At 70.9% G+C, this 13437-nt stretch carries 12 protein-coding genes; 9 read left to right on the forward strand and 3 right to left on the reverse strand.

Features of this window, described 5'->3' with window-relative positions:
* Positions 1-146 (reverse strand): aldo/keto reductase (locus ACFTZL_RS29040; protein WP_382588508.1); only part of this gene is annotated, 146 nt, incomplete at its 3' end.
* A 176-nt stretch (positions 147-322) separates the two neighbouring features.
* Here ACFTZL_RS29040 and ACFTZL_RS29045 point away from each other — a divergent pair.
* A complete protein-coding gene (locus ACFTZL_RS29045; RefSeq protein WP_382588486.1) occupies positions 323-1921 on the forward strand; it encodes an amidase in 1599 nt (532 codons plus the stop codon).
* Between the two features lie 158 nt (positions 1922-2079).
* On the opposite strand, the gene ACFTZL_RS29050 is transcribed toward ACFTZL_RS29045, so the two are convergent.
* Positions 2080-2754 (reverse strand): SGNH/GDSL hydrolase family protein, encoded by a 675-nt coding sequence (locus ACFTZL_RS29050; RefSeq protein ID WP_382588488.1) that lies wholly within the window; start codon positions 2752-2754, stop codon positions 2080-2082.
* Positions 2755-2904: 150 nt separating this feature from the next.
* Here ACFTZL_RS29050 and ACFTZL_RS29055 point away from each other — a divergent pair, with 150 nt between their 5' ends.
* On the forward strand, positions 2905-3885 hold the full coding sequence (locus ACFTZL_RS29055) for a WD40 repeat domain-containing protein (RefSeq protein ID WP_382588490.1): 981 nt from the start codon (positions 2905-2907) through the stop codon (positions 3883-3885).
* A 16-nt stretch (positions 3886-3901) separates the two neighbouring features.
* On the opposite strand, the gene ACFTZL_RS29060 is transcribed toward ACFTZL_RS29055, so the two are convergent.
* Positions 3902-4684, reverse strand: coding sequence for a TetR/AcrR family transcriptional regulator (locus tag ACFTZL_RS29060; RefSeq protein WP_382588492.1), 783 nt, complete (start codon positions 4682-4684; stop codon positions 3902-3904).
* A 103-nt stretch (positions 4685-4787) separates the two neighbouring features.
* Between ACFTZL_RS29060 and ACFTZL_RS29065 the strand changes: the two genes are divergently transcribed.
* From ACFTZL_RS29065 to ACFTZL_RS29095, 7 genes are all read left to right on the forward strand, one after another.
* A complete protein-coding gene (locus ACFTZL_RS29065) occupies positions 4788-5747 on the forward strand; it encodes an ATP-binding cassette domain-containing protein (protein ID WP_382588494.1) in 960 nt (319 codons plus the stop codon).
* Positions 5744-6562 (forward strand): ABC transporter permease, encoded by an 819-nt coding sequence (locus ACFTZL_RS29070; protein WP_382588496.1) that lies wholly within the window; start codon positions 5744-5746, stop codon positions 6560-6562. Before ACFTZL_RS29065 ends, ACFTZL_RS29070 begins: the two co-directional genes overlap by 4 nt.
* Positions 6563-6692: 130 nt before the next feature.
* A complete protein-coding gene (locus tag ACFTZL_RS29075) occupies positions 6693-8210 on the forward strand; it encodes a cellulase family glycosylhydrolase (protein WP_382588498.1) in 1518 nt (505 codons plus the stop codon).
* An 80-nt stretch (positions 8211-8290) separates the two neighbouring features.
* Positions 8291-8956 carry a hypothetical protein gene (locus ACFTZL_RS29080; RefSeq protein WP_382588500.1) on the forward strand — a complete coding sequence of 222 codons (666 nt, stop codon included), beginning with the start codon at positions 8291-8293 and terminating at the stop codon, positions 8954-8956.
* On the forward strand, positions 8956-11139 hold the full coding sequence (locus tag ACFTZL_RS29085; RefSeq protein WP_382588502.1) for a bifunctional polysaccharide deacetylase/glycosyltransferase family 2 protein: 2184 nt from the start codon (positions 8956-8958) through the stop codon (positions 11137-11139). The genes ACFTZL_RS29080 and ACFTZL_RS29085 overlap by 1 nt, the downstream gene beginning before the upstream one ends.
* A 109-nt stretch (positions 11140-11248) precedes the next feature.
* Positions 11249-11587 (forward strand): hypothetical protein, encoded by a 339-nt coding sequence (locus tag ACFTZL_RS29090; protein WP_382588504.1) that lies wholly within the window; start codon positions 11249-11251, stop codon positions 11585-11587.
* 217 nt (positions 11588-11804) lie between these two features.
* Positions 11805-13403 (forward strand): alpha/beta hydrolase, encoded by a 1599-nt coding sequence (locus ACFTZL_RS29095; RefSeq protein ID WP_382588506.1) that lies wholly within the window; start codon positions 11805-11807, stop codon positions 13401-13403.
* The last annotated feature ends 34 nt before the right edge of the window (positions 13404-13437 follow it).

Genomic DNA, 13437 nt, shown 5'->3' on the forward strand with positions numbered 1-13437 from the left:
GTGTCGAAGAAGTTGATGCCCGCGTCCAGCGCCGCGTCCATGATGGCGTGGCTGTCGGCCTCGTCGGTCTGCGGACCGAAGTTCATGGTCCCGAGGACGAGCCGGCTGACCTTGAGTCCCGTGCGTCCGAGCTGCGTGTACTTCATGCTGCCCAAGCCAACGTCTTGAAGTGCGCTCGAGGCAAGCACGTACCGGCGTCAGCGTGCTTGCCCCGTCGGGGTGACCCCGGGCTCGCCCCCGGCCGGGCAGGGGGCGGACTCCCGGGCCGATTCGGGTGACAGCCTCAGCGAATCGAGCCGCTCACGCTTCTACCGTGCTGGTCATGAGGACTCCCGCGTCATCCACCACCCGCCGAGGCGTGCTCGCCCTCGGCACCGCCGCGGCGGCCACGCCCTGGCTCGGCACGGCCCCGGCCCGGGCCGACACCCACCCCGGCGAACTGGACGAGCTGGGCATCACCGAGCTGCGCCGCCGCATGGCCGACGGGCGACTCGATGCCGAACGCCTCACCCGCTACTACCTGGAGCGCGTCGAGCGCCTCGACCCGCTGCTGAACGCGGTGATCGAGATCAACCCCGACGCCCTGCGCGAGGCCCGCCGGCGGGACGCCGAGCGGCGCGCCCGGGGACCGCTGCACGGTATGCCCGTCCTGCTGAAGGACCTGGTGGAGACCGCCGACCGGATGCACACCACGGCCGGTTCGCTCGCCCTGGAGGGCCTGAGGCCGGCGGCGGACGCCACGGTCGCGGCCCGGCTGCGCGAGGCCGGTGCCGTCATCCTCGGCAAGACCAATCTGAGCGAGTGGGCCGGCGGCATGTCGCTCACCCACCACGCCGGCTGGAGCGCCCGCGGCGGCCAGACCCGCAACCCCTACAAGCTGGACCGCTCCCCGAGCGAGTCCAGCTCCGGCACGGGCGTCGCCGTCGCGGCCAACCTGTGCGTCGCCGGTATCGGCACCGAGACCAACGGCTCGATCATCGACCCGTCCTCGGCGAACTGCGTCGTCGGTGTGAAACCGACGGTCGGGCTGGTCGGACGCGGTGGGGTGATCCCCGGTGTGCCCAGCCAGGACAGCGTGGGCCCGATGGCGCGCACGGTCCGCGACGCGGCGATCCTGCTCGGCACGCTGGTCGGCGTCGACGACCGCGACCCGGCGACGCGGGCGAGTCGCGGCCACTTCCACCGCGACTACACGCGGTTCCTGGACGCGGACGGCCTGCGCGGCGCCCGCATCGGCGTGCCGCGCTCGGTCTACTTCGGCTACAGCCACCACGCCGACGAGATCGCCGAACGCGCGATCGCCGTGCTCAGCAAGGCCGGAGCCACGATCGTCGACCCGGCCGACATCCCCACGGCCGAGCGACTGGAGGATCTGCCCGGCTCGATGGTCGTCCAGGTCTACGAGTTCAAGCGGGCGCTGAACGCGTACCTCGCCGCGGCGCCGGGCGCCCATCCGCGCAGCCTCGCCGAGCTCATCGAGTTCAACCGGGCGCATGCCGACCGGGAGCTGCGCTACGTACGGCAGGACGGCCTGGAGGCGGTGGAGCGGCTGGAGTTCACCGAGCGGGAGTACCGGGAGGCGCTGGCCGCCAACCACCGGCTGTCCCGCGCCGAGGGCATCGACGCCGTGCTGCGCGAGCACGACCTGGACGCCCTGGTGATGCCGACCAACGGGCCGCCGGCCAAGATCGACCTGATCCGCGGGGACGCCCACGGCGGCGGCGCGTCCACACCCGCGGCCCTCGCGGGCTACCCCGCGATCAGCGTCCCGGCGGGCTTCGCCTTCGGCCTGCCGGTGGGGCTGACGTTCATGGGGACGGCGTGGAGCGAGCCGGTGTTGTTGCGGTTGGCTTACGCGTATGAGCAGGTGAGCCGGGTTCGCGAAGTGCCTGTGTATCGGGGGGCGGATGTGGGGTTCTGACGGGAAGTCTCACGCGCGGGGGAAGTCGTCCAGACCTCAGGAGTGCCGCCCGTTCTCGCCCGTGCCCGGGCCGTCCATCTCGGGGAGGAAGAAGAGTGCTGGGACGGCCTGGCGGCGCGGGCCTGCGCGGAGTTGCTGGTTCGGGTGGTCGCTGAGAGTTATGCCTCGTAGGGCTCGCCCAGGTCCCACGCCTGGTGCATCGCCTCCGCGAAGGCCGCCGCGATCTTGTGCTCGCCGCTCGTGCCCGGGTGCGTGCCGTCGTAGGTGTCGGTGGGGATGTCGTACGACGGCGGGGTCGAGGCCAGGAGGATGGGGGAGCCGGGCTCGTCGAGGTCCGCGGCCGTCTTCGCCAGCAGTTCGTTGAAGCGGGCGACCTCGGTGGCGAACGCCGTGTCCGTCTGGGCCCGCACGTTCGGGGTCACCGGCAGCCACACCATCCGCACCCGCCGGTTCGCCGCCCGTGCCTCGGCCGTGAAGGCCCGGACGTTCTCGGCGGTCTGTTCCGCGTTCGTGTAGAAGCCCAGGTCGATGAGGCCCAGGGAGACCAGGAGGACGTCGGCGCGGTGCTTCCGTACCGCCTCGCCGATCAGCGGGGCCATGTGCAGCCAGCCCTCGCCCCAGCCGGCCAGATGGGCGCGCGGGAAGTCCGGTTCGGCGTAGGCGTACGACGTCGGGGCCTCGTCGAGCTTGTCGTAGAGCGTCTCGCGCGGGCCGACGAGGGTGAAGGGATCGCCGTAGGAACGGCACAGGTGCTGCCAGATCCGGTAGCGCCACGTGTGTTCGCCCGTGCTCCCGATCGTCATGGAGTCACCTACGGGCATGAACCTGAGCATCCGCTCATCATGGAGGATCACGGGAGGCTCAGGCTCCCGGACAGGATGTGAGTCAGGCCACGCGGGCCACAGGGGGTGGGGGGCGAGTGGCGGGTGTGGATGGTGGGCGGTTGCCCGATGAACCGCGGAGCGGGATGGCAGTCTTGGGGCATGCGCAGACCGTTCGCCTTCCTCGCCGCGGCTCTCCTCGTGGGCGCCTTCGCCGTGCCCGCCTCCGCCGCCGACGGTGACGAGGAGTTCACCATCAAGGATCCGCGCATCACCGAGTCCAGCGGCCTGGCGGCCTCCCGCCAGCACCCCGGCATCTACTGGACGCACAACGACAGCGACGACGGGGCGTATCTCTACGCCGTCGACAGCGCGACGGGCGAGACCGTCGCCACGATCACCATGGCCGGTGTGGGCAGCCCGCGCGATGTCGAGGCCATCTCCATCGGGCCGGACAACCAGATCTACGTCGGCGACATCGGCGACAACCTCGGCGGCTCCTGGCCGTACGTGTGGATCTACCGGCTGCCCGAGCCGAAGAACCTGCGCGACCAGACCGTCCGGGCCACGCAGTACGTCGTGAAGTACTCCGACGGCGCGCGGGACGCCGAGTCGCTCGTCGTGCACCCGAAGACCGGCCGCGTCTACATCGTCGACAAGAACGAGAAGGGCGGGCACCTCTACGAGGGCCCGGCCGAGCTCTCCCCCTCCGGGTCGAACGTCTTCCGGCCCGTCGCGGCCGTCCCCGACCTGGAGGCCACCGACGCCACGCTCTCCCCGGACGCCCAACACCTCGTCGTACGCAGCTACTTCGGGGCGATCGCGTACGACTGGAACGGCGGGAAGATCAAGAAGAAGGAGCGGCTCGGGGTGCCGTTCCTCGGGCAGGGGGAGTCCGTCACCTACACCGCCGACGGGAAGAAGCTCATGTACGGCGCCGAGGGGGCCGACAGTCCCGTGGAGCCGCAGGACGCTCCCGGGGCCGACGGATCCGGCTCGCCCTCCGGCGGCGGCAGTTCGGCCGCCTCGGACGGCGCCGGCGGCGACGGGCTGAGCGGCAACCTCAAGAACGGCGCCATCGCCGTCGCCGTGGCAGGTGCCGTGCTGTTCGTGCTGCGGGGGCTGAGGCGACGGCGACGGTAGGGGAGCCCGGCAGGCCCTAGGTGGCCGACCGGCCGCGCCGCTCCACCAGGGCCTCGAGCCCGTCCAGGATCCGCTGCAGCCCGAACTCGAAGTGGTCGAAGTCGGACCCGAAGGTGTCCTCGGAGAGCGAGGCCATCACCGGGTAGCGGCCGGAAGCCATGGCCTTCTCCAGGACCGGCACCTGCGCCTGCCAGAACTCGGCGTCCGTCAGGCCCGTCCGGTGCTCCGCCTCCCGCTCGTACAGCTGCGTGCGCGCGGCTCCGACGACGTACCCGTCGATCATGATGACCGCGGAGACCAGCTCGGGGTCGGTCAGCCCCATCGGGCGGATCCGGGTGAGGATCTTCTCCATGCCGTCGACGGCGCTCGGGCCGAGAACCGGGCGGGCGTTGTTGACGTGGATCAGCCAGGGGTGGCGGCGGTAGAGGGCGAGGGTCGTGCGGCCCACAGCCTCCAGGGCGGCGCGCCAGCCGTCGTCGCCGAGGTCGGACGGGTTGTCGGAGCGGCGCTGCACCCGGTCCAGCATGAGGTCGAGCAGCTCGCCCTTGCCGGGGACGTACCGGTACAGCGACATGGTGCCGGTGCCGAGTTCGGCGGCGACGCGGCGCATGGACAGCCCGCCCAGCCCCTCGGCGTCCGCCACCTGGACGGCGGCTTCCACGATCCGGTCCAGGGTCAGGGTCGGCTTGGGGCCCCGGCTGGGGCGCCGGCCGGTGTCCCAGAGCAGTTCGAGGGTGCGGCCGATGTCGCCGCTGCCGCTGGTCTCCGTACTGCCCGCACCACTCGTACCGCTCGTCATGGGCCCAGCTTAGAGGCCGAGCAAAAAACTGAGTACGACGTACGCGTAATCGGGTACGCTGTACTCAGTTCAGAGTCGGCAAGACAGGTGCGGGAGGGGCGGCATGGACGGATACGCGGTACGGGCCGAGGCGCTGGAGAAGCGGTACGGCGAGAAACGCGCCCTCGACGGCTTCGACCTGGCCGTGCGCGAGGGCACGGTGCACGGTCTGCTCGGGCCGAACGGGGCGGGCAAGACCACCGCCGTGCGCATCCTGTCCACGCTGATCCGGCTGGACGGGGGCAGCGCCGCGGTCGCCGGTCTCGACGTGACCCGGCAGCCGCGCGAGGTCCGGGCCCGGATCGGGCTCACCGGGCAGTACGCGGCGGTGGACGAGGTGCTCACGGGCCGGCAGAACCTGGAGATGTTCGGCCGCCTGTTCCATCTGGGCGGCAAGCGGGCCAGGGTCCGGGCCGGCGAACTGCTGGAGCAGTTCGACCTGGCCGACGCCGCCGACAAGGGCGTGGGCAAGTACAGCGGCGGCATGCGGCGCCGCCTCGACCTCGCCGCCTCGATGATCCTCGCGCCGGCCGTGCTCTTCCTCGACGAGCCGACGACGGGCCTGGACCCCCGCAGCCGGGGCGAGGTCTGGGAGTCCGTACGGGCGCTGGTGGCGGGCGGCACGACGGTGCTGCTGACCACGCAGTACCTGGAGGAGGCCGACAAGCTGGCCTCGCACATCACCGTCATCGACCAGGGGCGGTCCATCGCCGACGACACCCCGGACGGGCTGAAGAACCTGGTCGGCGGCGACCGGATCGAGGTCGTGGTCGCCGAGCGGGCCGAGATCCCGCGGGTCGTGAAGGTGGTCGCCCGGGTCACGGACGGCGAACCCGAGGCGGACGAGACCGAGTTGCGGGTGCACGCCCCGGTCGCCGACCGGGTCACGGCGCTCACCGAGGTGGCGCGGACCCTTCAGGACGAGGGCGTCCGCGTCGAGGACATCGGGCTGCGCAGGCCGAGCCTCGACGACGTGTTCCTGCGCCTGACCGGACACCGGACCGAGAAGGAGGCCGCGGCGTGAGCGCCATCGACCTGAGCACGCCGAGCGCCCGGAGCGGCACGTACTGGCTGCTCGCCGACTGCTGGAACATCGTCCGCCGCGGCCTGACCCACTACCAGCGCCAGCCCGTCAATATCGCCTGGCAACTGGGCTTCCCGATCCTGTCCGTGTTGCTCTACGGCTATGTCTTCGGCAGCGCCATGAAGGTGCCCGGCGGCGGGAACTACCAGGACTTCCTGATGCCGGGCATGTTCGCGATGACCATGGCGTTCGGCTTCATCAACACGGCGACCGTCGTGGTCTACGACTCCACCAAGGGCGTCATCGACCGCTTCCGCTCCATGCCGATGTCGTCCTCGGCGGTGGTGGCCGGGCGCGGCGTCACCGATCTGATCGTCGCCTGCGCCGAGTTGGCGATCATGATGCTCACCGCGCTCGCCATGGGCTGGCGGCCGGACGGCGGACTGGGTTTCCTCGGCGCGTTCGGGCTGCTGCTGTGGCTGCGCTTCTCGCTGATCTGGATCGGCGTGTGGCTCGGCCTGATCGTGCCCAACCCGGAGGCGGCGGGCGGTCTCTTCGCGGTCGCCTTCCCGCTGACGATGATCTCCAGCATCTTCGTCGCGCCGCAGCTCATGCCCGACTGGCTGGGCTGGGTGGCGGTCTGGAACCCGATCTCCTCCACGGCGGCCGCGACCCGCGAGCTGTTCGGCACACCGGTCGGCGGTGACACCTGGGTCGAGCAGCACGCGCTGCTGATGGCGGGGGTGTGGCCGGTGATCCTGACGGCGATCTTCCTGCCGCTGGCGGTACGGCGGTTCAAGAAGCTCAGCCGGTAGACGGAGCGACGCGCACCTCCCGGAGGCTTGACGTGTTCATGGTGCGTCAGTTTCCTGGGAGGTGCGCGGCGTTATGGGAGCGCTCCCATTCGATTCCGGGGCCGCGCCTCCCCCGAGAGGAAGCAGCCACATGTTCCGCACTCTGCGTAGAGCGCTGTGTGTTGCCGCGGCGCTCCTGTTACCGCTGGCCGGCACGCAGTCGGCACAGGCCGACGTGGGCGCGAAGGCCGCGGGCGCCGGCTACTGGCACACCAGCGGCCGCCAGATCCTGGACGCGGCCGGAGCGCCCGTCCGGATCGCCGGCGTCAACTGGTTCGGCTTCGAGACCGCCAACCATGTCGTCCACGGCCTGTGGGCCCGTGACTACAAGAGCATGATCGACCAGATGAAGTCGCTGGGCTACAACACCATCCGGATGCCCTACAGCGACGACATCCTCAAGTCCGGCACCATGCCCGACAGCGTCAACCACGACGGCAAGAACACCGACCTGCGCGGGCTGACGTCGCTGCAGGTCCTGGACAAGATCGTGGCGTACGCCGGACAGGCCGGACTCAAGATCCTCCTCGACCGGCACCGCCCGGACGCGGCCGGCCAGTCGGCCCTCTGGTACACGGCGTCGGTCCCCGAGTCGACCTGGATCGCGAATCTCAAGTCCCTGGCCACGCGCTACAAGGGCAACTCCACCGTCGTCGGCATCGACCTGCACAACGAGCCCCACGACCCGGCCTGCTGGGGCTGCGGTGACACGTCCCGCGACTGGCGTCTGGCCGCCCAGCGCGCGGGCAACGCGGTGCTGTCGGCCAACCCCGAGCTGCTGATCATGGTCGAGGGCGTGCAGTCGTACAACGGCACGAACGGCTGGTGGGGCGGCAACCTGATGGGCGTGGCCCAGTACCCGGTCCAGCTCGACGTGCCGAACCGGCTGGTGTACTCGGCCCACGACTACGCCACGTCGGTGGCCCAGCAGCCGTGGTTCGGCGACCCCTCGTTCCCCGCGAACATGCCGGGGATCTGGGACAAGTACTGGGGCTACATCTTCAAGCAGAACATCGCCCCGGTGTGGCTCGGCGAGTTCGGTACGACGCTCCAGCCGACGGTGGACCAGAGGTGGCTGTCCGCGCTGGTGACATACCTGCGGTCGACGTCGGCGTACGGCGGCGACAGCTTCCACTGGACGTTCTGGTCCTGGAACCCCAACTCCGGCGACACGGGAGGCATCCTGAAGGACGACTGGCAGACCGTGGACACCGCCAAGGACGGATACCTCGCGGCGATCAAGGCGCCGGGCTTCGCGGGAGGCGGTTCCGGGCCGGACCCCGGCGGGCCGGGTGACCCCGGTGGCCCGGCCGCCTGCACCGCCGTCTACACGGTGAGCAGCGACTGGGGCGGCGGCTTCAACGCCGAGGTGAAGGTGACCAACACGGGCAGCACGCCGCTGACCTCGTGGAAGGTCGCCTGGACGTGGAGCGGCGCGCAGAAGGTCACCAGCATGTGGAACGCCTCGTACACGCAGAGCGGGGCGAGCGTGACGGCGGTGAACGCCGCGCACAACGGGAGCGTGCCGGTGGGGGCTTCGGCGAGCCTCGGTCTCGGAGGCGCTCCCGGGGGCGGAGCGGTGCCGAGTGTGAGCTGCACGGCGACCTGACGGCGGTGCGACAGGGGCGCCCGGTGCCCGCCGGGCGCTTCACCCGACCGACGGCCGCGCGGCGGCGTACGCTGACATTTATGGCGCCTGACCGTGCCAATGGAGGGCAAACAGGGCAGGAACCGTCGAGCGATCCGAGCCTCCCGGTGTTCGTCGACTCCTCCGGCCGGCGTGCGCGCAATCTCCGGCGCACCGGCTACGGACTGGCCGGCTGTGCGGCGGCCTATATGGCGGTGCTGGGGCTGAGCCTGATGGGGGCGACGCCCTTCGCACCGGGGGCGCTGCTCCCCGGCGACGTGGCGGCGCCCGCCGCACCGAAGGCCCCGGGCGGGGCGCCCCTGGCACCGCCCGGCGACGCCTCGGACGCGGCCGGCCCCAGCGCCCTGCTCGTCCCGGGGCTCACCGGGCCCGGCCCCTCCCTCGCCCCGCCCCTGGTGCCCGGGAGCCCACCGCCCGGCGCACCGGAACCTTCCGACGCCGGCACACCGGAACCGCAGGCCCCGGAGGCACAGGAGCCACCCTCACCGGAGCAGCCCGACGATCCCGATGACCCCGCCGCTCCCGCCCCTGAGCCGGGCACCACCGCGCCCTCGCCTCCGGCCCCGCCCTCGCCCGCTCCGCCCACCACCGCCCCACCAGCCCCACCGGCACCTGAGCCCACAGGGCCGGCGAACAGCCCCTCGGCACCGTCCGGTGTCGCGGAGACGCCCCCGCCCGCCGACCCCACGGTGGCCGAGGCCCCCTGATGCGGCGGCGCCCCGACCGGTCACCCGACCGCTCATCGAGGCCGCCCGGTCCGCGGCGGACACGAGCGCCCCTGGCGCCGCGGCATCGCTTCCGCATCGTCGTCCCCCTGATCCTGCTGGCCTTCGTCGCCTCGGTCCTCCTCGTCGAGGGGTACACCACGAGAGGCTTCGCCGGTGACCAGGAAGGACGCGGCGGACGATCGGCCACCGGCGTCCCCCGCTCGATCGCCGGCGGCGGCCCGGTCGTCGACACCACCAACGACCATCTGCGCACCTATCGCACGCCGGACAAGACCGTCGTCCTGACCTTCGACGACGGCCCCGACCCCACCTGGACGCCCCGCATCCAGGCCGTTCTCGACCGCTACGGCACGCCCGGCACCTTCTTCGTCACCGGGCAGCAGACCGCCCGGTACCCGGACGTGCTGCGCCGTGTGGTCCGCTCCGGCCACGAGATCGGCGTGCACACCTTCTCCCACCCGGACCTGACCACCCGGTCCGCGAGCGACATCGACCGTGAGCTGTCGCTGACCCAACTCGCCCTCGCCGGGGCCGCGGGCATCCACACCTCGCTGATGCGGATGCCCTACTCCTCGACCCCCGCCGCCCTCGACACCCCGGAGTGGTCCCTGGTCCGGCGCCTGGGCGAGAAGGGCTATGTCCTGGCATTCATCGACCAGGACACCAACGACTGGCGGCGGCCGGGCGCCCGGGAGATCGCCGACGCGGCCACACCGACCGCGGGCAGGGGCGCGGTCGTCCTCCTGCACGACGCGGGAGGAGACAGGTCACAGACGGTCGAGGCCCTCGAGATTCTGATCCCCCGGCTCCAGGCCCAGGGCTATCGCTTCACCACGCTCTCCGAGCTCGTCGGCACCGACACCCTCACCAGCCCCGTCGGCACGGCGGACCGGTGGAGCGGCCGCGTCTTCGTGGTCGCTGTCGCCGTGTCGGCGACGGCGGTCACGGCCCTCAGCGCGCTGCTGCTGGTGGTCGGTTCGCTCGTCCTCGCCCGGTGTGTGCTGCTGCTCGTCCTGGCCCGTCACCACGCCCGCCGCCGGCGGCGCCCCGGCACCGGCGGGCACGGGCTCGTCACCCGGCCCGTCAGCGTCGTCATCCCCGCCTACAACGAGAAGCTGTGCATCCCCAAGACGCTGCGCTCCCTCGCCGCGAGCGACCATCCCGTCGAGATCATCGTCGTGGACGACGGTTCCCGCGACGGCACCGCCGACCTCGCGGAGTCACTCGCCCTGGAGAACGTCACCGTCGTACGGCAGCCCAACAGCGGCAAACCCGCCGCCCTCAACGCCGGTGTCCTGCGGGCCTCCCACGACCTCGTCGTGATGCTGGACGCCGACACCGTCTTCGCCCCCTCGACCGTCGGCCGCCTCGTCCAGCCGTTCGCCGACCCCAGCGTCGGCGCCGTCGCGGGCAACGCCAAGGTCGGCAACCGGCGGCGGCTGCTCGGCCGGTGGCAGCACATCGAGTACGTCATGGGCTTCAACCTCGACCGCCGCATGTACGACCTGCTGCACTGCATGCCCACCATTCCCGGTGCCGTCGGGGCCTTTCGCGCCGAGGCCCTGCGGGACGCCGGAATGGTGAGCGCGGACACCCTCGCCGAGGACACCGACCTCACCATGGCCCTGCACCGGGCCGGGTGGGAGGTCCGCTACGTGCCGGACGCACTCGCCTGGACCGAGGCACCGTCCTCGCTGCGGGAACTGTGGCGCCAGCGCTACCGATGGAGCTACGGCACGATGCAGGCCGCGTGGAAGCACCGGCACGCGCTGCTCGAGCGCGGCCCCGCGGGCCGTTTCGGCCGCCTCGGACTGCCCCTGCTGGCCGTCTTCCAGATCTTCACCCCGCTGCTCGCCCCGCTGATCGACATCCTGGCCCTCTACGGCCTGGTGTTCGGGAACCCGCTCACCACCGTGCTCGCGTGGTGCGGCGTGCTGGCGGTGCAGGCCGTCTGTGCCGCGTACGCCTTCCACCTCGACGGCGAGCGGCTCCGGCCCCTGTGGGCGCTCCCTCTTCAACAGGTCGTCTACCGCCAGGTGATGTATCTGGTCCTCACCCAGGCCTGCCTGACCGCGATCAACGGCTACCGACTGCCCTGGCAGCGGCTCAAGCGCAGTGGAGACGTGATGCTGCCTCCGCAGCCCTCCACGCGCCGGACCTGAAGCGGGCCCCCGGCGGCGCCGTACGGCCCGCGAGGCCGTTCGGGTTGAGTTGCCCGGACGAGGGGCCGTGAGTCTTCCTCCCGGGCGCTTTTCCGCTCAAGGTGTGATCATGAAAACTCCGCGATTGCACTATATGCCCCGATCCCTCGCGCACTCGGCCGGTGCGGCCGTCATCATCCTCGCGGCGGCCCTGACCTCCGCCGCGCCCGTCGCGGCCCAGAGTGCCGCGCCGCCAGACGGCGGCAAAAATCAGAGTTCCTCGTGTCATACGTCCAACACCCAGCGGCAGGGGCTCGAGAACATCGTCTGGTCTGTCCTGTTCGGGCCCCAGAACAACACGACGCAGACCCAGTGCGACGGCGGTGGCGACGGTGACGGCGACGGCGACGATGCGAAGGAGGACCAGGAGGGGGCCCGTGGCTTCCTTCAGCCCTTCCCGGGCTCCTGACCTGCTCCTTGTACGTTCTGGCCCATGCGATGAGTGGGGCGTTTGGTTACCGAAGGTCCAAATGCCCCTCTTTTAAAGGAGTTTGATCGCATGGGATGACTCGATTCGGTCAAGTCTTGGTCGAATACGTATTTGCATGGCGTGCTCTTCCGAAACGATGCGGCACGGCCCGTGTGACACGCGGGCCTGACCCCCCTCACCGTTCTGAGAGAACTCCATGAGAAGAAGCGCAGCCGTACTGTGCGGCGCGACCGTCGTCCTGGCCGGGACCCTCACCGCCGCTCCCGCCAGCGCCGACGCCTCGCACTCCGCGAACACCGCCCAGGCCGCGAAGGTCACTTGGAAGAAGTGCGCCACGGACGACTCCCCGACGCTCCAGTGCGCGTCGGTGAAGGTGCCGCTCGACTACGCGAAGCCGCAGGGGAAGCAGATCACGCTGGCGCTCTCCCGCGTGCCGCACACCGCCTCGACGTACCAGGGCCCGCTGCTGGTCAACCCCGGCGGCCCCGGCGGCAGCGGCCTGTCGCTGGCCGGTTTCGTCGCCTCCTCCCTGCCCAAGGAGGTCGCGGCCCAGTACGACGTCATCGGCTTCGACCCGCGCGGCGTGGGTGAGAGCAAGCCGGCCCTGGACTGCAAGCCGGGCCACTTCGACCCGGTGCGCCCCGACTCCGTGCCCAGCACCCCCGCGATCGAGAAGGCCAACCTCGCCCGCGCCAAGTCCTTCGCCCAGGCCTGCGGCACGAAGTACAAGGACGTCCTGCCGTACATCAACACGGTCAGCGCCGTGAAGGACATGGACTCCATCCGCAAGGCCCTCGGCGCGAAGAAGATCAACTACTTCGGCTACTCGTACGGCACCTATCTCGGCGCGGTCTACGCCAAGTTGTACCCCGAGCGGGTGCGGCGCCTGGTGCTGGACTCGATCGTCGACCCGACCGGGGTCTGGTACGACGACAACATCCAGCAGGACTACGCCTTCGACAAGCGCCACAAGGCGCTGATGGCGTGGATAGCCAAGTACGACTCCACGTACAAGCTCGGCACCGATCCGAAGAAGATCGAGGCCAAGTGGTACGCCATGCGGGCGGCCCTCGCCAAGAAGCCGGCGGGCGGCAAGGTGGGCGCCTCCGAGCTGGAGGACATCTTCATACCCGGCGGCTACAACAACGCCTACTGGCCCACCCTGGCCCAGACGTTCGCGGCCTACGTCAACAACCACGACACCGATGCGCTGGTCAAGGCGTACGGCGACATCGCCGCCATCGACGCCTCCGGCGACAACGGCTACAGCGTCTACACCTCCGTGCAGTGCCGTGACGCCTCCTGGCCGCGCGACTGGAACCAGTGGCGCAAGGACAACTGGGCCGTGTACGAGAAGGCCCCGTTCATGGCCTGGAACAACGCCTGGTACAACGCCCCGTGCGCGTTCTGGCCGACGAAGTCGCAGAAGCCGGTGAACGTCGCCAACTCCAAGCTCCCGCCGGTCCTGCTGTTCCAGGCGACGGACGACGCGGCCACGCCGTACCAGGGCGGTGTCACCATGAGCCGTCTGCTGAAGGGCTCCAGCCTGGTGGTGGAGCAGGGCGGCGGCAACCACGGCATCACGCTGGGCGGCAACGCCTGCCTCGACAAGCACCTGGCGGCGTACCTCACCAACGGCAAGGTGCCGCACGGCAGCGGCACGGCCGACGCCGTGTGCAAGAAGTCGCCCGACCCGAAGCCGCAGGCCACGACAGGGAAGGCGCCGAGCACGGCCAAGTCCACCGTCGCGACGCTCGGCAAGACCCTGAGCGGGATCCTGGGCTACGGCGGCTGAGCATGCCTGCCTGAGCATCGTCCGAAGTGACGAG

Source organism: Streptomyces sp. NPDC056948, from assembly GCF_042674225.1.
GTDB classification, from domain to species: Bacteria; Actinomycetota; Actinomycetes; order Streptomycetales; family Streptomycetaceae; genus Streptomyces; species Streptomyces purpurascens.

Bases quoted from the DNA above. Each gene is read 5' to 3' on its own strand.
- ACFTZL_RS29090 (WP_382588504.1), top strand. From the start codon at position 11,249: ATGAAAACTCCGCGATTGCACTATATGCCCCGATCCCTCGCGCACTCG.
- ACFTZL_RS29080 (WP_382588500.1), top strand. From the start codon at position 8,291: ATGGCGCCTGACCGTGCCAATGGAGGGCAAACAGGGCAGGAACCGTCG.
- ACFTZL_RS29060 (WP_382588492.1), bottom strand. From the start codon at position 4,684: ATGACGAGCGGTACGAGTGGTGCGGGCAGTACGGAGACCAGCGGCAGC.
- ACFTZL_RS29045 (WP_382588486.1), top strand. From the start codon at position 323: ATGAGGACTCCCGCGTCATCCACCACCCGCCGAGGCGTGCTCGCCCTC.
- ACFTZL_RS29095 (WP_382588506.1), top strand. From the start codon at position 11,805: ATGAGAAGAAGCGCAGCCGTACTGTGCGGCGCGACCGTCGTCCTGGCC.
- ACFTZL_RS29065 (WP_382588494.1), top strand. From the start codon at position 4,788: ATGGACGGATACGCGGTACGGGCCGAGGCGCTGGAGAAGCGGTACGGC.
- ACFTZL_RS29075 (WP_382588498.1), top strand. From the start codon at position 6,693: ATGTTCCGCACTCTGCGTAGAGCGCTGTGTGTTGCCGCGGCGCTCCTG.
- ACFTZL_RS29050 (WP_382588488.1), bottom strand. From the start codon at position 2,754: ATGCTCAGGTTCATGCCCGTAGGTGACTCCATGACGATCGGGAGCACG.
- ACFTZL_RS29055 (WP_382588490.1), top strand. From the start codon at position 2,905: ATGCGCAGACCGTTCGCCTTCCTCGCCGCGGCTCTCCTCGTGGGCGCC.
- ACFTZL_RS29085 (WP_382588502.1), top strand. From the start codon at position 8,956: ATGCGGCGGCGCCCCGACCGGTCACCCGACCGCTCATCGAGGCCGCCC.